Source organism: Nodosilinea sp. LEGE 06152, from assembly GCF_015207525.1.
Taxonomy (GTDB): domain Bacteria; phylum Cyanobacteriota; class Cyanobacteriia; order Phormidesmidales; family Phormidesmidaceae; genus Nodosilinea.
The window spans coordinates 70,178-91,909 of sequence record NZ_JADEWR010000001.1 but is presented as its reverse complement, the minus strand read 5'-3'; the positions used below and the strand labels follow the sequence as shown (position 1 = coordinate 91,909).

The 21,732-nt window shown below is 57.9% G+C and carries 23 protein-coding genes; 13 read left to right on the top strand and 10 right to left on the bottom strand.

The annotated features are described in order from the left end of the window. Positions 1-28 precede the first annotated feature (28 nt). Both IQ265_RS00440 and IQ265_RS00435 read left to right on the top strand, forming a co-directional pair. On the top strand, positions 29-1,072 hold the full coding sequence (locus IQ265_RS00440) for a Gfo/Idh/MocA family oxidoreductase (RefSeq protein ID WP_194050251.1): 1,044 nt from the start codon (positions 29-31) through the stop codon (positions 1,070-1,072). A 112-nt stretch (positions 1,073-1,184) separates the two neighbouring features. Beyond that, positions 1,185-2,378 carry a citrate synthase gene (locus tag IQ265_RS00435; RefSeq protein WP_194050250.1) on the top strand — a complete coding sequence of 398 codons (1,194 nt, stop codon included), beginning with the start codon at positions 1,185-1,187 and terminating at the stop codon, positions 2,376-2,378. 332 nt (positions 2,379-2,710) lie between these two features. Here IQ265_RS00435 and IQ265_RS00430 read toward each other — a convergent pair whose 3' ends face one another. Beyond that, a complete protein-coding gene (locus IQ265_RS00430) occupies positions 2,711-4,369 on the bottom strand; it encodes an L-lactate permease (protein ID WP_194050249.1) in 1,659 nt (552 codons plus the stop codon). A gap of 262 nt (positions 4,370-4,631) precedes the next feature. Between IQ265_RS00430 and nuoH the strand changes: the two genes are divergently transcribed. From nuoH to IQ265_RS00405, 5 genes are all read left to right on the top strand, one after another. Next, positions 4,632-5,750 (top strand): NADH-quinone oxidoreductase subunit NuoH, encoded by a 1,119-nt coding sequence (gene nuoH, locus IQ265_RS00425; RefSeq protein ID WP_194050248.1) that lies wholly within the window; start codon positions 4,632-4,634, stop codon positions 5,748-5,750. Between the two features lie 116 nt (positions 5,751-5,866). Beyond that, positions 5,867-6,490: an NAD(P)H-quinone oxidoreductase subunit I gene (gene ndhI, locus IQ265_RS00420; RefSeq protein WP_194050613.1), complete on the top strand. Its 624-nt coding sequence runs from the start codon at positions 5,867-5,869 to the stop codon at positions 6,488-6,490. An 82-nt stretch (positions 6,491-6,572) separates the two neighbouring features. Then, the gene (locus tag IQ265_RS00415; RefSeq protein WP_194050247.1) at positions 6,573-7,184 is read left to right on the top strand and encodes an NADH-quinone oxidoreductase subunit J; all 612 of its coding nucleotides are present in this window, start codon (positions 6,573-6,575) and stop codon (positions 7,182-7,184) included. Positions 7,185-7,277: 93 nt separating this feature from the next. Continuing rightward, complete coding sequence (nuoK, locus tag IQ265_RS00410; protein WP_106870777.1) at positions 7,278-7,583, top strand: NADH-quinone oxidoreductase subunit NuoK; 306 nt, start codon at positions 7,278-7,280, stop codon at positions 7,581-7,583. Between the two features lie 201 nt (positions 7,584-7,784). Further along, positions 7,785-8,705: an NAD(+) kinase gene (locus tag IQ265_RS00405; protein ID WP_194050246.1), complete on the top strand. Its 921-nt coding sequence runs from the start codon at positions 7,785-7,787 to the stop codon at positions 8,703-8,705. Between the two features lie 18 nt (positions 8,706-8,723). Here the strand turns inward: IQ265_RS00405 and IQ265_RS00400 are convergent, their stop codons facing one another. After that, positions 8,724-9,014 (bottom strand): hypothetical protein, encoded by a 291-nt coding sequence (locus tag IQ265_RS00400; RefSeq protein WP_194050245.1) that lies wholly within the window; start codon positions 9,012-9,014, stop codon positions 8,724-8,726. A 279-nt stretch (positions 9,015-9,293) separates the two neighbouring features. Here IQ265_RS00400 and IQ265_RS00395 point away from each other — a divergent pair, with 279 nt between their 5' ends. The 3 genes from IQ265_RS00395 to IQ265_RS00385 all read left to right on the top strand — a co-directional run bounded on the left by IQ265_RS00395 (position 9,294) and on the right by IQ265_RS00385 (position 11,610). Beyond that, entirely contained in the window at positions 9,294-9,815 is a 522-nt protein-coding gene (locus IQ265_RS00395; RefSeq protein WP_194050244.1) for a photosystem I assembly protein Ycf3, read from the top strand. A 159-nt stretch (positions 9,816-9,974) separates the two neighbouring features. Beyond that, the gene (gatC, locus tag IQ265_RS00390) at positions 9,975-10,262 is read left to right on the top strand and encodes an Asp-tRNA(Asn)/Glu-tRNA(Gln) amidotransferase subunit GatC (RefSeq protein ID WP_194050243.1); all 288 of its coding nucleotides are present in this window, start codon (positions 9,975-9,977) and stop codon (positions 10,260-10,262) included. Positions 10,263-10,467: 205 nt separating this feature from the next. Continuing rightward, the gene (locus IQ265_RS00385; RefSeq protein ID WP_194050242.1) at positions 10,468-11,610 is read left to right on the top strand and encodes a TRAP transporter substrate-binding protein; all 1,143 of its coding nucleotides are present in this window, start codon (positions 10,468-10,470) and stop codon (positions 11,608-11,610) included. Between the two features lie 18 nt (positions 11,611-11,628). On the opposite strand, the gene IQ265_RS00380 is transcribed toward IQ265_RS00385, so the two are convergent. From IQ265_RS00380 to puuE, 5 genes are all read right to left on the bottom strand, one after another. Continuing rightward, on the bottom strand, positions 11,629-12,963 hold the full coding sequence (locus IQ265_RS00380; RefSeq protein WP_194050241.1) for a TRAP transporter large permease subunit: 1,335 nt from the start codon (positions 12,961-12,963) through the stop codon (positions 11,629-11,631). Positions 12,964-13,035: 72 nt separating this feature from the next. Then, positions 13,036-13,629 carry a TRAP transporter small permease subunit gene (locus IQ265_RS00375; RefSeq protein WP_194050612.1) on the bottom strand — a complete coding sequence of 198 codons (594 nt, stop codon included), beginning with the start codon at positions 13,627-13,629 and terminating at the stop codon, positions 13,036-13,038. Positions 13,630-13,703: 74 nt separating this feature from the next. Beyond that, positions 13,704-14,003 (bottom strand): nucleotidyltransferase domain-containing protein, encoded by a 300-nt coding sequence (locus IQ265_RS00370; RefSeq protein ID WP_228037448.1) that lies wholly within the window; start codon positions 14,001-14,003, stop codon positions 13,704-13,706. Positions 14,004-14,028: 25 nt separating this feature from the next. After that, a complete protein-coding gene (locus IQ265_RS00365; RefSeq protein ID WP_194050239.1) occupies positions 14,029-14,430 on the bottom strand; it encodes an HI0074 family nucleotidyltransferase substrate-binding subunit in 402 nt (133 codons plus the stop codon). Positions 14,431-14,565: 135 nt separating this feature from the next. Further along, positions 14,566-15,474 carry an allantoinase PuuE gene (gene puuE, locus IQ265_RS00360; RefSeq protein ID WP_194050611.1) on the bottom strand — a complete coding sequence of 303 codons (909 nt, stop codon included), beginning with the start codon at positions 15,472-15,474 and terminating at the stop codon, positions 14,566-14,568. A 376-nt stretch (positions 15,475-15,850) separates the two neighbouring features. Between puuE and IQ265_RS00355 the strand changes: the two genes are divergently transcribed. Beyond that, positions 15,851-16,627 carry a phosphoadenylyl-sulfate reductase gene (locus IQ265_RS00355; RefSeq protein WP_228037446.1) on the top strand — a complete coding sequence of 259 codons (777 nt, stop codon included), beginning with the start codon at positions 15,851-15,853 and terminating at the stop codon, positions 16,625-16,627. A gap of 20 nt (positions 16,628-16,647) precedes the next feature. On the opposite strand, the gene IQ265_RS00350 is transcribed toward IQ265_RS00355, so the two are convergent. Further along, positions 16,648-17,142 carry a helix-turn-helix transcriptional regulator gene (locus IQ265_RS00350; RefSeq protein ID WP_194050238.1) on the bottom strand — a complete coding sequence of 165 codons (495 nt, stop codon included), beginning with the start codon at positions 17,140-17,142 and terminating at the stop codon, positions 16,648-16,650. Positions 17,143-17,276: 134 nt separating this feature from the next. Then, positions 17,277-18,461 carry an NAD(P)H-quinone oxidoreductase subunit H gene (locus IQ265_RS00345; RefSeq protein WP_194050237.1) on the bottom strand — a complete coding sequence of 395 codons (1,185 nt, stop codon included), beginning with the start codon at positions 18,459-18,461 and terminating at the stop codon, positions 17,277-17,279. 305 nt (positions 18,462-18,766) lie between these two features. Here IQ265_RS00345 and IQ265_RS00340 point away from each other — a divergent pair, with 305 nt between their 5' ends. Both IQ265_RS00340 and IQ265_RS00335 read left to right on the top strand, forming a co-directional pair. After that, positions 18,767-19,018, top strand: a complete 252-nt coding sequence (locus tag IQ265_RS00340; RefSeq protein ID WP_194050236.1) for a TIGR03643 family protein — start codon at positions 18,767-18,769, stop codon at positions 19,016-19,018. Between the two features lie 416 nt (positions 19,019-19,434). Continuing rightward, the gene (locus tag IQ265_RS00335; protein WP_228037445.1) at positions 19,435-20,247 is read left to right on the top strand and encodes a hypothetical protein; all 813 of its coding nucleotides are present in this window, start codon (positions 19,435-19,437) and stop codon (positions 20,245-20,247) included. Positions 20,248-20,269: 22 nt separating this feature from the next. On the opposite strand, the gene IQ265_RS00330 is transcribed toward IQ265_RS00335, so the two are convergent. Continuing rightward, entirely contained in the window at positions 20,270-21,529 is a 1,260-nt protein-coding gene (locus tag IQ265_RS00330; protein ID WP_194050235.1) for a glucosyl-3-phosphoglycerate synthase, read from the bottom strand. Positions 21,530-21,732 lie beyond the last annotated feature (203 nt).

The window sequence follows — 21,732 nt, the reverse complement described above, 5'->3', positions numbered from 1 at the left end:
TGATGGCTACCCTGTCGAGGAAAGGCGAATGACCGCCCCCAAAATTCAGAGCGATGTGGTGCGAGTGGGTATGGTAGGCACTGGGTTTGTGGCTCGGCTGCGGGCCGATGCCTTGCGGGGGATGGCATCGGCTCAACTGGTGGCGATCGCTGGCCGCGATCCTGTGGAGGCCCAGATCTTTGCCGAGCCCTATGGGGCGATCGCCTACCCCGACTGGCAGACGTTGGTCAACCAGGCCGATGTGGATCTGATCGTGGTCTGCCACATCAACAGTGGTCATGCTGAGGTGGCACGGGCCTCGCTGGTAGCCGGTCGTCACGTAGTCGTCGAGTATCCCCTGGCCCTGGATCTAGCGACGGCCCAATCCCTGTTGGCCCTGGCGGAGGAAAACCAGCGGCTTTTACATGTAGAACATATCGAGCTTTTGGGGGGCACCCACCGCGCCTTGAAGGAAAATTTGGAACTGGTGGGTCAGCCCTTCTACGCCCGCTACTGCACGCTGGCCCCCCGCCGCCCCGTCCCCCGCACCTGGACCTACTGCCCCCAGCTGTTTGGGTTCCCCCTGGTGGGGGCGCTGTCGCGACTGCACCGGCTGATCGACTGCTTTGGCCCGGTGGCGCGGGTCTACTGCCAAAACCACTACGGCGGCCCTACCCAAAGCCCAGAGGGCATGGCCTGCTACAGCACCTGTCTCTGCACCGCCCAGCTCACCTTCGCCTCGGGGCTAATAGCCGAGGTGGTTTACGGCAAGGGCGAGACGCTGTGGGAGGCGACGCGGCGGCTAGAGGTAACAGGCAGCGAGGGGTATCTCTGCTTTGAGGGCGATCGCGGTATCATTACCGATGCCCAAGGCTCTCGCCCCCTAGAGGTAGGGTCGCGCCGGGGGCTATTTGCCGCCGACACCGCTCAAGTCATCGATCACTTGCTGACGGGGCAGGCCCTGTACTGCACCCCAGAGGCCAGCCTGTACACGCTACAGGTGGCGACCTGCGCCCAGCGATCGGCGGCAACAAGACGGGTGGTAGACGTGGCAACCCCTAGGTCTGCACCATATAGCCCGCCTTCTGAATAGCTAAGGCAGTTGACAGCGAGGCCAGCGTTGATCAAATGATTTGGTAGCGTTGATGACGGCGGGCGTTTATGCCCCTTGGAATCATAGGTCAGCGAACGGGAGTAACAACTATATGACCGTATGTGAGTACAGGCCCGGTTTAGAGGGTGTACCGGCCACCCAGTCGAGCATTAGCTTTGTGGATGGCCAGGCGGGAGTTTTGGAGTATCGCGGTATTCCCATCGAAGAACTGGCTCAGCGCGGCACGTTTCTAGAAACGGCCTACCTATTGATTTGGGGTGGTCTGCCCTCAAAAAGTGAGCTAGAAGCTTTTGAGTACGAAATTCGCTACCATCGCCGCCTCAAGTACCGCATTCGCGACATGATGAAGTGCTTCCCTGAGAGCGGTCACCCCATGGATGCCCTCCAGGCCTGTGCAGCGGCCTTGGGCCTGTTCTACTCGCGCCGCGCTCTCGACAACCCTGTCTACATTCAGCAGGCAGTGGTGCGGCTGCTGGCCAAAATTCCCACCATGGTGGCGGCGTTTCAGCTCATGCGCAAGGGCAACGACCCGGTGCAGCCCAGGGACGACCTCAACTACTCCGCCAACTTTCTCTACATGCTTAACGAGCGCGAGCCTGACCCTTTGGCGGCGCGGATCTTTGACATTTGCCTGACGCTGCACGCCGAGCACACCATCAATGCCTCGACCTTTTCGGCCATGGTGACGGCCTCGACCCTCACCGACCCCTACGCGGTGGTAGCTTCAGCGGTGGGTACCCTGGCGGGGCCACTCCACGGCGGGGCCAACGAGGAGGTAATCGACATGCTAGAGCAGATTGGCTCGGTCGAAAACGTGCGCCCCTACGTGGAGCGCTGCATTGCCGAAAAGTCTAAAATTATGGGCTTTGGCCACCGGGTCTATAAGGTCAAAGACCCCCGCGCCACCATCTTGCAGGGGCTAGCTGAGCAGCTGTTTGCCAAATTTGGCCAGGATGAGTACTACGCGATCGCCCTGGAGATGGAGCAGGCCGTCTCCGAGAAGCTGGGTACGAAGGGCATCTACCCCAACGTTGACTTCTACTCGGGGCTGGTTTACCGCAAGCTGGGCATTCCCACCGATCTGTTTACGCCGATCTTTGCGATCGCCCGAGTGGCAGGCTGGCTCGCCCACTGGAAGGAACAACTGGGCGAAAACCGCATCTTTAGGCCCACCCAGATCTACACCGGCCCTCGCAAGCAGACCTACGTTGACCTCGTCAATCGGCCTCAAATCTGGGATAAGCAGGAATTTTCAGTGTCTTTGCCCTCCTATGAGACTCCGTAGCCAAATACGGTCGCCAAACCTTGGCGACCTCCTGATGGGTCAGACCCCTCTGGGCACCCTCTCCATAAGCGCCGATCATTAGTTTAGTGACGATTTTCAGGAACTCCTGCCCCTCTGGCGCTTGCGTCGGGGGGCTTTTGTTTGAAAAGAATTTTGGGTTTTAGGACCGAATCTGACTGACAAGATCCCTGTAAGGGCAAACAGCCATTTGCCCCTACGGGATTCCTGTATCTAATAACAAATCTAAATTACATAACCCCGATTCCAAACAGGCGACTTGCGTAGGGGCAAACGGTGTTTGCCCAGCCCAACCGGGGCTAGCCAAAGCGAATTCAGTATAAAACCCCAAACGTTGCCCACAAAATCCCTAACAAGCCGGCAAAGCCCAGGTAATAGGCCACCACCGGCAGGAGCTGGCGCATCAGCAGCCCCTCGCGCCCCAGCAGCCCCACGGTGGCGGCGGCGGCCACCACGTTAGACACGCAAATGACGTTGCCCGCTGAGGCTCCCACCGTTTGCAGGGCCAAAATCAGGGCTGGCGGCGTGCCGATATTTTCCGCCACCCCAAACTGAAACAGCGAAAACATCATGTTACTGACAGTGACGCTGCCCGCCACAAAGGCTCCGATCAGGCCCACCCCAGCGGCAAACAGCGGCCAGGTGCCGCCTGCCAGGGCCGACATCCCTTCCGCCAGGGCCAGGGGCATGCTGGGCAGCCCGGCACTGTTCACGTCAGAGTTGATGAATACCCGCGCCATCAGCACCGCCGACCCCAGCGCCAGGGCGGTTTTTTGCAGCACGGGCCGCGATCGCCCCACCGCCTGGCCCAAATCGCTGGGCTTCATCTGGTGCAGTCCGTAAGTGATGGCCACCACCAGCAAAAACATCGTGCCCGGCAAATAGAGCGGGGTAGAGGCCACCGCAACGGTGGTGCCAAAAATCCCCGTCCATGCGGCTCTGGCCCCCTGTAGCCAACCCTTGAGCGGCAGCTGCGACAGCCTTGAGAGCACCAGCAGCCCCCCGAGCAGCATGTAGGGCAGCCACGCTTTTATCACCGTCATCCCCGCTGGCGGAACCGGGAGTGCTGGTGTTACGCTGCCCGACCAGGTCTCTGGCCAGGTTTCTGCGGGCGGAAAATCCCAGGGCTGATCGGGTTGCAGCCAGCCTCGTCGGGCGATCGCCACCACAATCGCCAGCCCCACCAGCCCGCCCAGCATCGACGGAAACTCTGGCCCCAGAAACACCGCCGTCAAGCTGTAGGGCACCGTGAAGGCCAGCCCCGCCACCAGGGCAAACTTCCACAGCCCCAGCCCGGCCCGACCATCGCCAAAAATGCGGGTGACAAGCGCCACCAGCACTAGCGGAATAAACGTGCCGATCGCGGCATGGATCAGGGCTGCCCGGCTGCCCACCTGAGCAATAAAATCTGTCAGGCCGAGGTCCTGGGCGGTCAGGGCCGCATCCACCGCTGTCGCCCCACCGAGGCCCGCATCCATGCCAAACAGCAGTGGCGTGCCCACCGCTCCAAACGTCGAGGGCGTGCTCTGAATAATCAGCGCCGCCAGCACCGCCGCCATCGCCGGAAACCCCACCGCCACCAGCAGCGGCACGCAGATCACCGCCGGAGTACCAAACCCTGACGCCCCCTCAATAAAGCTGCCAAACAGCCAGGCAATAATAATCATCTGCACGCGGCGATCGGGCGAGAGGGCCAGCAGGCTCTGGCGAATGACGCTAATCGCCCCCGAAGCCTGCAGCACATTCAGCAGCAGAATGGCCCCAAACACAATGAATAAAATCTCGGCGGCAATCACCAACCCCTGCACCACCGCAGCCGCAATGTAGTTGAGTGGCACCTGCCACACCAGCCCCGCCACCAGCGTTGTCACCACCAGCGCCCCCGGCATCGCCTGACTGGCTGGCCGCCGCGCCACCACCAGCAGCAAAAACACCGTCGCGATCGGCAGCAGGGCGATGAGAAAGGTCAGCATTGGGCGTCGTAGGGTGGAGTGCTGTCAGGATTGTAAAGGGGAGGGCGGAGGGGATGAGGAGAAGTACTACCCACCTACTCATCCACCCACCTACCCACCTACCCACCTACCCATCCACCACCCGCCTTCCCAATAGCATTGCCCAGGATTTCTTATGAATCCGTGCGCTACAGCTCCGGTAAGTCGGGGGAGATGACGGTAGAATCTAAAAAACTGTTTTTTCCTCGCTAGAGTCAACCGTACCGTTGCTAAGGACTGGCTAATGAACCAAGGAATTGACCTACAGGGTAGCTTCGTCAACGCCCTAGTTGACCTGGGGTTGCCCGCTGGAGCGGCTAAAGCCCTGTGGCTGCCTCTGCCAATGGTGGTCATTTTGGTAGGGGCCACCGTGAGCATTTTTGTGACGGTGTGGCTTGAGCGGAAGATTTCTGCCGCAGCCCAGCAGCGGATTGGTCCCGAGTTTGCTGGGCCTCTAGGCACTTTGCAGGCCGCCGCCGACGGCATCAAGCTCATCTTCAAAGAAGACATCACCCCCGCGAAGGCCGACCCGCTGCTGTTTACGCTGGGGCCTGCGATCGTGGTGATTCCGGTTTTTTTGTCGTACCTGATTGTGCCCTTTGGCCAAAATCTGGTAATTACCGACATCGGTGTCGGTATTTTCCTCTGGATTGCCCTCTCCAGCATTGCCCCCATTGGTCTGCTGATGTCGGGCTATTCCTCCAACAACAAGTACTCGCTGTTGGGCGGGCTGCGGGCGGCGGCCCAGTCGATCAGCTACGAAATTCCTATGGCATTGGCGGTGCTGGCAGTGGTGCTGATGTCCAACAGCCTGAGCACGATCGACATCGTCAACCAGCAGTCGGGCTACGGCATTTTGGGCTGGAATATTTGGCGGCAGCCCGCCGGGTTTCTAATCTTTTGGATTGCGGCTCTGGCGGAGTGCGAGCGTTTGCCCTTTGACCTGCCCGAAGCGGAGGAGGAGTTGGTGGCCGGCTACCAGACCGAATACACCGGCATGAAATTTGGTTTGTTCTATGTCGGCTCCTACGTCAACCTGGTGCTGTCGGCGCTGATTGTCTCCATTCTCTACCTAGGCGGCTGGGAGTTTCCCATCTCGGTGAGCTGGCTGGCTGGCCTGCTTGGGGTTAGCGAAACCACCCCTTGGCTCCAGGTCATTACCGCCTCGGTCGGCATCATGATGACCCTATTTAAGGCCTATGCCCTGGTCTTTATTGCGGTGCTGCTGCGTTGGACTGTGCCCCGCATTCGTATTGACCAGCTGCTTGACTTTGGCTGGAAGTTTTTGCTGCCGGTGTCGCTGGTCAATCTGCTGCTCACCGCTGCCCTCAAGCTCGCCTTTCCCGTCGCCTTTGGTGGCTAGCTCAGGGCTGCTGCTCTACCCTATAAGTGGGTAGGTAGTTTTCTCTGGCGAGGCCCTAGCGCTGTTTCTGCCATATCTCACCAACTACCCTGTAAAACTCTGGAGGCTCCCCCATGCTGGGTTTTCTGAAACAAGTCGGCGACTATGCCAAAGAAAGCTTACAGGCGGCCAAATACATTGGCCAGGGGCTGTCTGTAACCTTTGACCACATGAGCCGTCGTCCGGTGACGGTGCAGTATCCTTACGAGAAACTGATCCCGTCTGAGCGGTTTCGGGGGCGGATTCACTTTGAGTTTGACAAGTGCATCGCCTGCGAAGTGTGCGTGCGGGTATGCCCCATCAACCTACCCGTGGTTGACTGGGAGTTTGACAAAGCCACCAAAAAGAAAGACCTGAAGCACTACAGCATTGACTTCGGGGTCTGCATCTTTTGCGGTAACTGTGTAGAGTATTGCCCCACCAACTGCCTCTCTATGACCGAGGAGTACGAGCTAGCCAGCTACGATCGCCACCAGCTGAACTATGACAACGTGGCCCTAGGACGCTTGCCCTACAAAGTCACCCAAGATCCGATGGTTACTCCCCTACGCGAGCTCGCCTATCTGCCCCAGGGCGTGATGGATCCCCATGACCTGCCGGCCAATGCGCGGCGGGCGGGCCAGATGCCCCAGGAGATTTTAGAGGCGGCCCAGGCTGAAGCCGAGGCCAAAAACTCCGCGGCCCCTAAGACCGAGGGCTAATGCGCCTGTTGGAGTTCCGTGGTACATTCGCCTAAGTTATTGCTGTTACAACCGCTCGATTTATCACCAGGAGATTAGAACTGTGACGCTAGCGGAAGGGGTACAACTCGTTGCCTTTGGCCTACTGGTCGCGATGACGCTGGGGGGTGCCCTAGGAGTTGTGCTGTTAGATAACATCGTCTACTCAGCGTTTTTGCTGGGGGGCGTATTCACCAGCATGGCGGGCCTGTATATTCTGCTCAACGCTGGGTTTGTGGCTGCCGCCCAGGTACTGGTTTATGTAGGTGCCGTCAGCGTGCTGATTCTGTTTGGGATCATGCTGGTGAATAAGGAGCAGCCCTTTGTACCGATGAGGCGGGCCTGGCTGGGCAAAGCCGCTACGGGCGGGGTCTGTGTAGGACTATTTGCCCTGCTGGCCGCCTCCACCCTCAATACGCCCTGGGCCATCTCTAGCGAGGTGCCCACCGGAGATATGGCCACGGCGGCCATCGGCATCCACTTCTTTACCGACTATTTGCTGCCCTTTGAGCTGGCTTCGGTACTGCTGCTGATTGCGCTGATTGGGGCGATCGTGCTGGCTCGGCGGGAGTTTATCCCCGATGTGGCTCCTGGGGATCTTGCTTCCGAAGCACTGCAGCTGCCGGAGCGCCCGCGTGAGTTGGTGTCGTCGGTGTCGGCTTCAGAACCGGACTAGCCTGCCGGTTGGGCTTAGGCTGGCAAACTTGGCATTGTTAGTATTGGCGTTGTGACTGTCGCTGGTTAGTTTAGAACAGGTTTTTGGTAAGCTATGCAACTTGAGTATTTTTTGCTGACTGCCGCTGCTCTCTTCTGCATTGGTATCTACGGCCTGGTAACCAGCCGCAACGTAATTCGGGTGCTGATGTCCATTGAGCTGATGCTCAACGCGGTCAACCTAAATTTGATGGCATTTTCCAACTACCTGGATCCAGTGGGCATCAATGGTCAGGTGTTTGCGGTGTTCGTTATTAGCATTGCGGCGGCAGAGGCGGCGGTAGGGCTAGCCATTGTGCTGTCGATCTATCGCAACCGCGACACAGTAGACATGGAGCAGTTTAATTTGCTGAAATGGTAGGCTAAGACCGTTGAGACCGCAGAATTTTGGGCTGTAGGGGGGGCGATCGCTTCCCCTACAGCTGTTTTAGACATCGACGATGTTGCTATGCTCTAGGCATACGGTTCTAGAACTACCTAAAAATACTGGGGTAGACTAGCCACCGCTTTTTGGGCGGCCTTGAGTTGGTACCCCTGCCCCATCTATCTACGGCCTCTTGTTGTGCAACTTGAGCAAGTCATCATCGTTCACAAAGCCGGCAATCGGCTGAGCCAGAAGTGGGCCGAAAAATGTGCCCACGAGCTAGAAGCCCTAGGCAGCAAGGTTCTGCGTGGTCCCAGCGGCCCCAAAGACAACCCCTACCCGGTTTTTTTGGCCTCGGTTAGTCAACCGATCAATCTAGCGATTGTGTTTGGCGGCGACGGCACTGCCCTTACGGCAGCCCGCAATTTAGCCGCCGAGAATATTCCGATTTTGGCGGTCAACATTGGCGGTCACCTGGGGTTTTTGACCGAAAGCTCTGAGGAGATGGATGACACCGAGGCGGTGTGGGAACGGCTGCTGAGCGATCGCTTTGCTGTGCAGCGCCGCATGATGCTGCAAGCCCGCATCTACGAAGGCCACCGCACCAACCTCGATCCGCTCAGCGAGGTCTACCTGGCCCTCAATGAAATGTCGATCAAGCCCGCCTCCCCCGATCGCATGATCACCTCCATGCTCGAAATGGAGATCGACGGCGAGGTGGTCGATCAGTACCAGGGGGATGGTCTGCTGATTAGCACCCCCACTGGCTCCACCGGCTACACCGTGGCGGCGGGTGGCCCAATTATTCACCCCGGCATGGATGCGATCGTGGTGACGCCGATTTGTCCCCTCAGCCTGTCGAGTCGCCCGATTGTGCTACCGCCCGGCTCGGTGGTCAGCGTGTGGCCCCTGGCCGACCCCGACCTCACCACCAAACTGTGGACCGATGGCATACTGGGCACCGCCATCTGGCCCGGCCAGCGGGTAGATGTGCGCAGCGCCGAGGCTATGGCCCATTTTATTATTCTGCGGCAGGACCACTCCTACTACGGTACTCTGCGCAATAAGCTCAACTGGGCCGGTACGCGAGTTAACTACGTGAACAATCACAGAAACTAGGCAACTTTCTGTTTTTCCCTAGGAGCTGTGGCGATCGCGGTGAATGTCATAGATCGCTTTTTCCCAGCACCACTGCTCGCTCTGGCCGGGGTTGCGCAGCTGCACCTGCTCAACCAGGCGCTCGGCCACGGCCTGGTTTCCCCCCACCAAACGCAGGAGCTGCCGCTGGGTTTGGCCCCGCACCGACCGACTTGGGGCGGTGGCGGTGGGAGAGCGGTAGGCAGCGGGTCGGCGGCGGCTCTGGCGGCGATTGAGCCAGACAATGAGCGCGATGATGAATGCGATCGCCAGTAAAAAAGATAAATCCATTCCAGCGGCATAACGTAGCTGTGGCTATAACCCTCGAATCCCTGAGCTAGAAGTGGTTCACGGCCAGTGGCTTCACTCCTAGGGCCAAATTGGGCTAACTCTAGTTCTACCCAAAAATGCCCTCTACCGGCAGGTGGTGCCAAGGCCACTGCATTAAACCGTCAGGGTTTGCTAGTGTAATTTATATATTTGTCTAGCCTAGCCCCCGAGCCTTTGCGGCGGCAACACCGCCATCCGGGTTAGGTAAGCGTTAAGTCCCTCATTTGCGCGTCGCTACCCATGCCAAGAACCCAACGCAACGACAACTTCATCGACAAATCTTTCACCGTTATGGCCGACATGATCTTGAAGATGATGCCCGCCAAAAAGAGCGAGAAAGAGGCTTTCGCCTACTACCGCGACGGCATGTCGGCCCAGGCCGATGGAGAATACGCCGAAGCTATGGAAAACTACCGCGAAGCCCTCCTGCTTGAAGAAGAACCTTACGATAAGAGCTTCATTCTCTACAATATGGGCCTGATTCATGCCAGCAACGGCGAACATGAAATCGCCCTAGAAAAGTACAAAGAGGCGCTGGATCTCAACCCTCGCCTGTGCCAAGCTCTCAACAACATTGCGGTAATTTACCACTATAAGGGCGAGCAGGCTGAGGCCAGCGGCGACACCGACACCGCCGAAAACCTGTTCGACGAAGCGGCCCGCTACTGGCTAGAGGCGATCACCATTGCCCCCAACAACTACATCGAAGCCCAAAACTGGATGAAGAACACCGGCCGCATGAAGAACGACATCTTTTTCTAAAGCCAGCTCTGTAACCCGTAGGGTGGGCAGTGCCCACCACCGCCGTCGCTATGCAGGTGAATCTCGCCCTGGTTCCCCAAACTGGTGCGCTGGGTTCCATTGCATTTCACCCAACTTACAGCTGATGAGATTCAACTCCCCTTTTTGGATGACGTTTTTATGATCGATCTCGAACAGGTTCGTAAAGTTGCTCTGCTGGCCCGCCTGGAGCTGACTGCTGAAGAAGAAGAGCAGTTTACCGGGCAGCTCAGCGGCATTCTGGACTATGTGGAGCAGCTCAAGGAACTCAACACCGACGACGTAGAGCCCACCACCCGTGCCATCGAGCTTAGCAACATCACCCGCACCGACAGTCTCCAGACCTTTGGCGAACGCGATGCCATTCTCGACTGCGCCCCCGATCGCGAAGACGGCTTCTTCAAGGTGCCCAAGATTTTAAGCGAGTAGGGCTGAGTTTAGGCTCAGCTAATTCAGCATTAATCGCCGCTTAGCTCACTGTGCCTTGAGAAGAACTCGTTTTTTTACGATTTCCTACCGATACCACCGACAGATCTCAACCTATAGGACAATCGACCTCAGTTTGAACCTGTGGTAGCCGCTAGTTATCGCTGCGGCTCAGGTTCATTTTGAGGTTTTCCTACGTTGAGGTGCCATGAAGCGTCGGCAGTTAGTTAGAACGACAACCCTGGGCGTGGCGGCGGCCACAACCGCGAGTGTAGCGGCCTGCACAGGGGCCTCTTCCCCCGTGGCCGAGGGCACCGCTGAGGGTCTGCCTCGCATTGACTGGCAAATGGCTACCAGTTGGCCTGCCGCTCTTGACACAATTTTGGGTGGGGCACAGACCTTTGCCGATCGCGTCAGTGCTATGAGCGGTGGACAATTCACCATTTCACCCCGCTCCGCCGGCGAAATTGCGCCTCCGCTAGAAGTGCTCAACGTGGTCTCCCAGGGGGCGGTGCCCTGCGGCCACACGGCCTCTTACTACTACGTTGGGCGCAGCCCAGTGATGGGCTTTGGGGCTAGCCTGCCCTTTGGCCTCACCCCCCAGCAGCAAAACGCCTGGCTTTACGAGGGGGGCGGGCTAGACCAGCTCCAGGAGTTTTATGCCCGCCAGTTCAACGTAATTCAGTTTCCGGCGGGCAATACCGGGGCACAGATGGGGGGGTGGTTTCGCCGCGAGATCGCCAGCGTCAGCGACCTGGCGGGGCTCAAGATGCGCATCCCCGGTCTGGGGGGCCAGGTGATGAGCAAGCTGGGGGTGACGGTGCAGACGCTGCCGGGGGGCGAGATTTTTCAGGCGCTGCAAACCGGGGCGATCGATGCCGCCGAGTGGGTCGGCCCCTACGACGACGAAAAACTGGGGTTAAACAAGGTGGCCCAGTACTACTACTACCCCGGCTGGTGGGAGCCGGGTAGCACCCTGGAGGTGCAGATCAACCTCGATCAGTGGAATCAGCTGCCCGAGGTCTATCAGCAGATTGTGCGCACGGCGGCCTTTGAGGCCAACCTGGAGATGCTGTCGCGCTACGAAACCCGCAACAACGAAGCTTTGCAACGCCTGGTTGACGGCGGCGTGCAGCTGCGGGAATACAGCGCCGAGATTATGACCGCCGCCCAGGAGGCCACCTTTGACCTCTACGACGAGTTTGCCGCCAGCGATGCCGACTTCAAGGCGATCTATGACGACTGGCGCGGGTTTCGCGATCGCATCTATGCCTGGAGCCAGCTCAACCAGGGAGCCTTTGAGCGCTTTGTCTACAGCAATCTCAGGGCCGGGGGCGAGCCGCCCGCCTAGGTAGGTGAACCGGCTGGCCTATTGGAGCGATCGCTCCACCAGCCAGCTCACCGTTTGGGGAAACACCATCACGACCACCAGCACCACCAGCTGAATGGCCATAAACGGCAGCGCGCTGCGGTGAATCTCTTTAGTGCTGATGGTCTTAGGAGCCACGCTCTGCAAATAAAACAGCGAGAACCCCACGGGCGGCGAAATAAAGGCCGTCTGCAAATTCAGCGCCATCACCACCCCAAACCACACCATGTCGATGCCTAGCGCCTGGGCGGCGGGCACCAGCAGCGGCATGGCGATAAAGCAAATTTCAATAAATTCTAAAAACACCCCCATGGCAAAAATCACCAGGTTGGCCACCAGCAAAAAAGTCAGATAGCCCCCTGGCAGATTCACCAGCAGATTGGTAATCAGGGTTTTGCCCCCCAGGGCATCAAACACCAGGCCAAAAAATGACGAGCAAAATAGAATGATCAGCACCACCCCGGTCACGATCGCCGTGGCGTGGGCGGCCTCTTGCAGTAGCTTGAGCGTCAACCGTCCGTTGAGGGCCGCTAGCGCGCAGGCCCCCACCGCCCCCACCGCCCCCGCCTCGGTGGGGGTGGCAATGCCAAAGAAAATACTGCCCAGCACCACAAAAATCAGCAGCACCGGCGGCACGATCGCCTTCACCGCCCGCTTGAGCAGCTCCCAGCGGCTGATCTGGCGCATGGCCAGGGGCAGCGGCGGCGCGGCATTGGGCTTAAAGTAGGCCACCACCAGCACATAGACCGCATAGGCTCCGGCCAGCATCAGCCCCGGAATCAGCGCCCCCAAAAATAGATCGCCCACCGACACCCCCAGCTGGTCGCTCAGCACCACCAGCACCAGGCTGGGTGGAATCAGCTGCGCCAGGGTGCCCGAGGCAATAATCGCCCCGGCGGCCAGCTCTTTGTCGTAGCCGTGGCGCAGCATAATTGGCAGCGAAATTAGCCCCATCAAAATGACCGTGGCGGCCACTACCCCAGTTGCCGCCGCCAGCAGGGTGCCGACCAGCACCACCGCCAGGGCCATGCCGCCGCGCAGGGGGCCGAGCACCAGGCCGATGGTTTCCAGCAGCTCCTCCGCCAGGCCCGACTTTTCGAGCACCGCGCCCAAAAACACAAAATACGGTATCGCCAGCAGGGTGAAGTTGGCCATGGTGCCAAACCAGATGTTGGGCAGCAGCAAGAGTCGGGCGGGCTCAAAGGCCCCCAGCAGGCAGCCCACCAGGCCAAATACCAGCCCCGTACCCGCAAAGGAAAACGCCACGGGGTAGCCGCTGATCAAAATCAAAAAGAAGCCAACGAACATCGCGATCGCTAACCACTCGTAGCCCATGGCGCTCCTTACAAAGGGGACTTAAAGAACTTGAATCTGAACCTTGAAAACCGTCAAATTGCCTGTCACCGCTCACTCCAGGGGCGGCAGTTCCGCCTCGGCCTCCGGCAGCAGCCTGCCCTCGATATAGCCGCACCACACTGCCCAATATTTAATCGCCTGGGCCACAGCTTGCAGCAGCAGCAGCCCAAAGCCCACTAGCACCATCGATTTAATCGGTGCCCTGGGCAGCCCGCTCGCGTCGGAGGAAATTTCCCAGCGGCCCCAGGTGCCGTCGGGCAGCAGCCCCCACGACTGCATCACCGGGTTCACGGTCACCCACAGCCCCAGCACGCAGAAGGGAATCAGGAACAGCACCGTGCCCCAGAAGCTAATCATGGCCTTGCGGCGATCGCTCCAGCCCGCCTCCAAAAAATCGACCCGTACATTTGCCCCCTGCTGAAGGATGTAGGGGAAGCTGAGCAAGAACGTGATCGAAAACAGGTACCACTGCCACTCAAGCAGCCCGTTCGAGGCCAGCTGTAGCCCCAAAAAACGGCCAATGTACCGAGCCATGACGTTGTAAAAGCCCACGGCAACGGTGAGCAGCACCAGCCAGCTCAGACTCTTGCCAATCCACTCGCTCAAGGTATCGACGGCTTCAGCCACCCGCAACAGCCGTCCAATCAGTCTAGGACTCAGCACTCTTAGCTCCCCCGCCGACTCGCGTTGGAGTTGATAATACCGCCTAATGGAATGGGCTAGATGGCAGTCAACTCGCTTGCCCGGTCGTAAAGAACCACGCCAACGCGATCGATGTGCTCTAACAACGGTTGGCTCGCCAGGCTGTTGTAGTGAACGATGTCGAAAAAATAGGGCAGCGGTAAATCTTCGTTGAGCACATCGGCGAGGTGAGCGACGGTGCGGTGGGTAACGCGATCGCCCTTCACCGCCAGATCCACGTCTGACCCCTGCTTGTAGTTGCCCTTGGCTCGCGAGCCAAACAGCACTACCGTTGCGATCTCCTCAAACTGACGGCAGGCTCCGAGGATATGAGTCATATCGCTTTCTGTTAAACCGTAGGCGTTAGCCATCAGCTTTGACCTTGAGCACCTGGTACAGTTCGGCCAGCAGCGGGAAGTAGTCGTTGCGGATGCTGGTTTCAACGGCGATCGCCGTAGCTTCATCGTAGGTACGCATAGTCAGACGGTCTTGCAGCGCGTTCATCCAGCTGTGCCCTTGGGCAATCAGACCGATCTGAAACCCCTGCTTAATCGCCTCCCTAGGCGTTTTAACCACAATCCCCTCGGCTTCCTCGTAGTCTTTCATCACCCTCCACGCCAGCTCGAAAGCCAGCTCAAAAAACTGAATGATCCCCGCCCGCTCCACTAGGGAAGGTGACTCAATGTCGAGGGCATCGCGCAGCAGCAAAAACGTGCGCTCGAAGTTAGCAAATCGCTGAACCCAGCGGGTGTCGGGGAGGTGCATGGGAAGTCGGCTGAGGAATGTCAGTATCCCTAGGGTATACTCCCCAACCTTCAACAAACCCAGGGCAACAGGGCACGTAGCCTACACAGCCGGATTGCTCAATCCAAAATCACCAATCCAAAATCCAAAATTGCATCAAGCGGGTTTATGGTGCTCGTGCCAGTGGCGAGCGATGTCGATGCGGCGGCAGATCCAGACGCGATCGCGCCCCTGCACATAGTCCAAAAACCTGGCCAGCGCCGCCGTGCGCCCTGGTCGCCCAGCCAATCGGCAGTGCAGGCCAATGCTCATCATTTTGGGGCACTCGTCGCCCTCGGCGTAGAGGGTGTCAAAGGCATCGCGCAGGTAGGCAAAAAACTGATCTCCCGAGTTAAAGCCCGCGTAGGTGGCAAAGCGCATGTCGTTGTTGTCGAGGGTGTAGGGAATCACCAGGTGCGGTCTACCGTACTCGGTATTCCAGTAGGGCAGATCGTCGGCGTAGCTGTCGGCGTCGTAGAGAAAGCCGCCCTCCTCGACCACTAGAGCGCGGGTGCTGGGGCTATTGCGGCCCTGGTAAAAGCCCAGGGGGCGACTGCCCGCCACCTGGGTGTGAATTTCAACAGCTTTGCGAATGTGCTCGCGCTCGGCCTCAAGGCCGAAGTATTGGTAGTCAATCCAGCGGTAGCCGTGGCTGGCAATTTCCCAGTCGGCCTCGGTCATAGCCGCGATCGCTTCGGGGTTACGGGCCATCGCCATCGCTACGGCATACACCGTTAGCGGCAAACCCCGGCCAGTAAACAATCGGTGCAGCCGCCAAAACCCGGCCCGGCTACCATACTCATACATTGACTCCATATTCATGTTGCGCACCCCGGCCAGTGGCGTGGCCCCCACGCTCTCCGACAAAAACGCCTCGGAGGCTGCATCGCCGTGGAGAATGCAGTTTTCACCCCCCTCCTCGTAGTTGATCACAAACTGCACCGCAATCCTGGCATTGTCAGGCCACTGAGCGTGGGGCGGAGTGCGGCCGTAGCCCACCAAGTCACGAGGGTAGGAAGGAGTAATTGCCATGGGAGATGTGAAATCGGGTTTGCAGCGAGATTAGGCTGGATTTTAGAGGGTAAATCACGCCTGGGTCTAGCCCAGCACCACGCCAACTCCCAATTCCTTAGTAAAAAAGGGATCCCCCAAGTTCGCATTCCCATCAAAAAAAGGTCTCAGTTCACGAATTATCCTTTATACGCTCGTTTATGATCTATAGATCGGCTAATGTCGAAATACGGCTAAAGGCGGATAAGAATACAGTGGACTAAGCTACGGTGTAGCATGAACTTTGTGTTCTTAAACATCAATCACTCTGCTGGCGGTCTGACTGACAGCATAACCACCACAGAATTGTGGCGCTGGAGCTACGACTTTGTTGAACGGAAGGAGTAAACCCATGTCAGATACCGCGCTCTTGCCGAGCAAGATGCGGGTCGCCCCCGTTCTAGACCTGGATACTGTCAACCGGGAATGGGGGGAGGCTGACGCGACTAGTCTGGTGCAGTGGGGTCACGAAACCTTCGGCGACGGTCTGGTTTTAAGCACTAGCTTTGGCATTCAGTCGGCGGTTATGCTGCACCTAGTCATTCAGGTGGTGCCCAACATTCCGGTAATTTGGGTCGATACGGGCTACCTACCGGTCGAAACCTATCGCTTTGCCGACGAGTTGTCGGCTCGGCTCAACCTCAATCTCAAGGTTTATCAATCGCATCTCAGCCCGGCCCGCATGGAGGCGCTCTACGGCCGGCTGTGGGAGCAGCACGACGTAGAAGCCTTCAACCGCTACGACAAAATTCGCAAAGTAGAGCCAATGCAGCGGGCCTTAAGCGAGCTAAACGCCACGGCCTGGCTAACGGGGCTGCGCTCTGACCAGACCGACCACCGCAAGTCGCTGGGGCGGGTGGGTCAGCAGGGGGGCCGCTACAAGCTACTGCCCATTCTCAAGTGGACCTCTAAGGACGTGTATGACTACCTGGTGGCTCACGGCCTGCCCTACCACCCGTTGTTTGATAAAGGCTATGTGACCGTGGGCGACTGGCACTCCAGCCGTCCCATTACTGCAGCCGACGACAACGAGCGTGACACCCGGTTTAAAGGGCTAAAGCAGGAGTGCGGCCTACATCTGCCCCAGTCGCCCGAAGAAGCAGCCAGCCTAGACTCTAGCTCGCTGTAGCTGTGGCCAATCTGCGTCAGCTATGGGTTTTCTGCTGCAGGAGCCTCGAAGTTGGCGTGCTTGGCAATCAGCTCTAAAAACTTAGCGGTGCTGCGATCGGGTTCATAGACGCCATTTTCCCACTCGCTGATGGTTTGGCGGCGCACGCCCATCTGTTCGGCGAACTCCATTTGGGTTAGATTCATGTGCTTGCGCAGGGCGCGTATGGCGTCTTGCTGCCAGATGATTTTGCCGTCTCTGGTTTGGATGTTGTACTGAGCCTCAACCTTACAGAAGGTAACGACTTTACTGTCTATATCGATGGCGTGGACGTGATAGCCTGCCCTTACCCAGGCGCTAGATTGCAGGGCGGCGGGGGTTTCGCGGTTGCTCCACCAGTTTTTGCGCTCAACTGCTGAATGGGGCAGGGCGCTGCCCAGCAGAGCCTCAACCTCGGCAAAGGTCAGCACCACTTCGGTCTGGTCAGAGTGCTTGAGATGGTCATGTAAAGGATGATACTTGCTGCCAGGTTTCATGGAGGCGCGCGACAGAATCTCAGGAGTAAGCCATCTGACTCTTTATCATGCCGCAAAAGCTGAGCATCAACCTGGACCCGCCATCTACTGAGGCCGCTCGGCAGGCGATCGCTAGCGCTTGAAGTAGGCGATCGCTAACGATCGACCGACCCCATGACCACGTCAATGCTGCCCAAAATCACAAAAATATCCGCCACCTTTTGGCCCTTGATCAAGTTGGGCAGCAGTTGCAGGTTGTTGAAGTCGGCCGGGCGAATTTTCCAGCGCCAGGGCATCGGGCTATCGTTGCCGATCATAAAAATGCCCAGCTCACCCCGGCCCGACTCGACCCGCACGTAGTGCTCTCCCGCCGGAATTTTGAAGGTAGGGGCAATTTTTTTGGCAATGAACTGATAGTCAAAACCATCCCACAGTGATTTTGGACCTTCGGTGAGGCGCTTGGCCTCCAGGTTTTCCCAGGGGCCGCCGGGTAGCCCGTCAAGAGCCTGGTGAATGATGCGGAGCGACTGGCGCATCTCGTCTAGCCGCACCCGGTAGCGAGCCAGGCAGTCGCCCTCGGGCTGCCACGCCACCTGCCAGTCCAAGTCGTCGTAGCACTCGTAGTGATCGACCTTGCGCAGATCCCACTTTACCCCCGAAGCCCGCAGCATGGGACCTGAACAGCCCCAGTTGATTGCATCGCTGCGGGTGAGCACCCCCAGCCCTTCACAGCGGCGACGAAACACGGGGTTGTCAGTAACTAGGCGCTCGTACTCATCCAGTTTTGGGGCCAGGTAGTTAACGAAATCTCGACATTTTTCGACCCAACCGTAGGGCAGATCAGCGGCCACCCCACCAACGCGAAAGTAGTTGTGGTTGACCATGCGGTAGCCGCTTACGGCTTCAAACAGGTCGAGAATGGGTTCGCGATCGCGCAGGCTGTAAAAAAACAGCGTTTGCGCCCCCATATCCATGACAAACGGCCCTACCCACAGCAGATGGTTAACCAGCCGAGTCAGCTCCAGCAAAATCACTCGGATATAGCTAGCTCGCTTGGGCACCTCGATATCCGCCAATTTTTCAACCGCGTTGACGGTCACCGCTTCATTAAATAACCCACCATAGTAGTCCCACCGGCTGGTATAAGGAATGAACATAGTTGAGGTTCGGCTCTCGGCAATTTTCTCCATACCCCGGTGCAGATAGCCGATCACCGGCTCGCAGTCGATCACATCCTCGCCATCGAGGGTAACCATAATGCGAAAGCAGCCGTGCATTGAGGGATGGTGAGGGCCAAAGTTGATCACCATCGGGTCGGTTCGAGTTTCGAGCTTCACCATCGCTCAGGCTCCAGTTTCAAAAGGCATGGTGCCAGTATTATTCGGGTTGCCCAGTTCGTCTTGCAGGTTTTGAGGATGAGTTGCACAAACTTCCGATTGTCTCGGGTTCACTTCCAAGCCCAACCGCCTGATACCGCAGCCAATTGGGTTAATCCCTGATTTGGTAGGGGCAAAAGGTGTTTGCCCCTACGGCAGCGATCCGTTCTCAGCTGGGGCTGTTGCAGTCGAATTGGAAAAGCGTTGCGCCAGGCTGGGTGGGTTCGTTAGGTTAAACAGCATAGAACCACCGCTGTTTTCTAAAGCCCATGGCGCTACCCAAGCTTGACCCTCAGACCATCGATCGCGTCATTGAAATGGCGTGGGAAGACCGCACCCCCTTTGAGGCAATTGAGACCCAGTTTGGGCTGACTGAAAAGCAGGTGATTGCCATCATGCGCCGCTTTATGCAGCCCTCCAGTTTTCGCATGTGGCGCAAGCGGGTAACAGGTCGCAAAACCAAGCACCAGCACAAACGCGACTTTGCCCTAGGCCGCTTTAAGTCGGCCAACCAAAAATAAACAGCGCCCCAATAACAGCTAACTAGCCTAGCAGTGCAGGTTGCAGGCTAGCGATCGCCGGCACACCCACCCACGGAAGAACCCTCTGCCGCCGGATTACGCCGCACGGCTGAATTGGGTGGCCGAGGGTTGGGCCAGCACCGCATTCGGTGACAGAAGTGGCGAGTTTTACTGAGCAGAAGAGGGGGTTGCGGTAGTCTTAAAATCTTTAGGACACGGCAGCAGGGTGTTTTCTAAAGACACGGCTTGCGACGGGTGGTAGCCCGTGTGCTAAGTCTCCGCTGCACAATTTAGGAGCTAAGACAGACTATTTCTTGAAGGTATGACCGAGATATTACTGAATTTCAGATTAGTCCGGATGCCATCCCCTTTTTGAGGGAACTATAAATGCAACTCCACCCTTCTTTTCACCGGCTATGAAAACCTCTACAGTTCTGGTGTCCTCAACCCTTGCCCAAGCGCCCACCGCCAGTCGGCTGACGGTTGACAACCCTTGGATGCTGACCTCTGGCGGGCTGCTGCTGGTGCTACTAGGGCTAGGGGTGTATTCCCACTTTCAAACCCGCCGCTTGGTCAAACAGCTTAAGTTTGAAACCTACAAAAATCAAGAGCTGCAAAAGAAGGTCAAACTGGCGCTTAAAACCATCAGCAAGATGGAGCAAAACCCAGACCTAATTCACTCGCGCGAGTTTAACCTTGACTACCTGCGCATGCGCATGGACGAAGAGCATTTTCACACCGCGATTGTTAACCAGCTCAAAGTGAAAGTGAAGCAAAAAATCAGCGTTGCCCTGCGACCCCGCCAGGCTGAGGAAGGCATGATTGGCATTGCCAGTAAGCCTCGCGTTGTGGATGAAATTTTTGATGTCGAGTATGCTCCCCACGACAACCCCCTAGCGAAAAAGCGGGTGCTGTTTCGCATTCAAATTCGGCTGGCTAAGCTGCCGACCCAGGCAACCTCTTCAACCATTGGCCAGCTAGTTGACTGCATCGAAAACTTCATGAGCCCCGATGCCGAAGAAACCCATTGGCAGCCCACCATTCAAGGCCGCATTGCCAACATGCACTGGGATCAAAAAGCCAAGCCCACCCCCCTGCTGGTGATTGAACAGTCTGGCGAGGGGGTGAACGTCACCCTCCGCAGCCGCAACACGCTGCTCAACAGCTCTAGTACTGAGCCTAAGTCCAAGTCCAAATCTCAGCCTACCTCTGAGAAAAAGCCAGCGTAGAGACAGTGGACACAATGGATAGTTAAACGGCTGCCGTGGCCATAGCGGCAACATCTGCTGGTGCCGCCGGAGCCGATCGCGCCTCGGCCATATCGGAGAGAATGGCGTCGAGCAGCTGCTCGCGCAGGTCGGGAATGACCGCCAGAGCGCGCGTCCAGTCAGGAATTTGGGTGCCGGTGGGGTCGTCTAGGTACTGGTTACCCGCTTCTAAAATGACCTGTTCGAAGGTTTCGATGGTCATTTCCTCCTGGTGGCGATCGTACTCTAGACCGTTGAAGCGGGCATCGACAAAGTACTGGCGGGCTAGGTTTTGGGCCTCACGGCGGTACTTAATCCGCAGGGCGCGAATGTGGTCGTGGCCGATGACCACCTGCTCGGTTTCGGTCAGGGTTCTAAATACCGATTGCAGAATATCGCGGCACATCTTTTGCAGGCCTGAGTTGGTTGAGCTACCCAGGGTCTGGTGCTTGTGCTCGAAAATGCCCAGGTCGATTTGAGCGATGCGCTTGAGGGCTACGTTGCGGTAGACCTCGGCCAGTAGCCCCACTTCTAGCCCCCAGTTGCCGGGAATGCGGGTGTTGAGAGCCAGGTCGCTGGAGAGGGCAAACTCGCCGGAGAGGGGGTAGCGGTAGGCGTCGAGGTAGCGCAGGTAGTCGCTGTAGCCAAATAGCTCCATCAGCGAGGTGATTAGCGGCGTGACAAACAGCCGGGTGACGCGCCCGTGTAGACTGCGAGGGCGATCGCCGATGCGGGCATAGTAGGCCTTGCTAAAGGCAATGCCAAACTCCTGCTCCAGTAAGGGGTAGAGCAGTTTGAGCGGGTAAGAGCGATCGTAGGTGACAATGTCGGCATCGTGGAGGGCGATCGCGGCGGCGTGCAGCGAGGCCACCCCCAGCCCCAGCCACACGGCCCGCCCCTTACCCTTAAACCGCAGCAGGTCTAGCCCCTTGTCTTTAAGCGTTTGCAGAATGCCGGTAATGCAAGGACCATTCTCCCAGAGCACAAAGGTGGGCTGGGGCAGCGGCTCAAAGAACTGCACCGCGTGCTGGTACTGCTCGAAGGTATCGGCATAGAGGCAGACGACAACGTTGTTGACGAAGGAGCAGTGGCTGAGATGGTCGCGAATAGTGGCCAGGGCCGGGCGTCCTAGCTCCTCATAGAGCGACGGAATCAGGACGGCTGTGGGATGGGTCTGGCTGAGCTCGGTCAGGCGTTGCTCTAGGCGATCGGTCTGGTAACTCAAATCGTGGATGGTGGTGATGAGCTCTTGTTTGTAGTCCATAACCCTGGTGTCCCTAACGGATAAATTTCATCATAGGGACAAGTGGCGATCGCAAGATGTCTGAATTAATACCCGATGGCTTTTGGGGAGAGCAAAGGTAAGGCTGCCGGAAGTGGCAGCTTGGGCGGTGTGTGCCCCTGCGGGCGATATACACAAAATCCCCCTGGCGCTCCAATTACAAGAGCCAGGGGGATCCGCTTTCT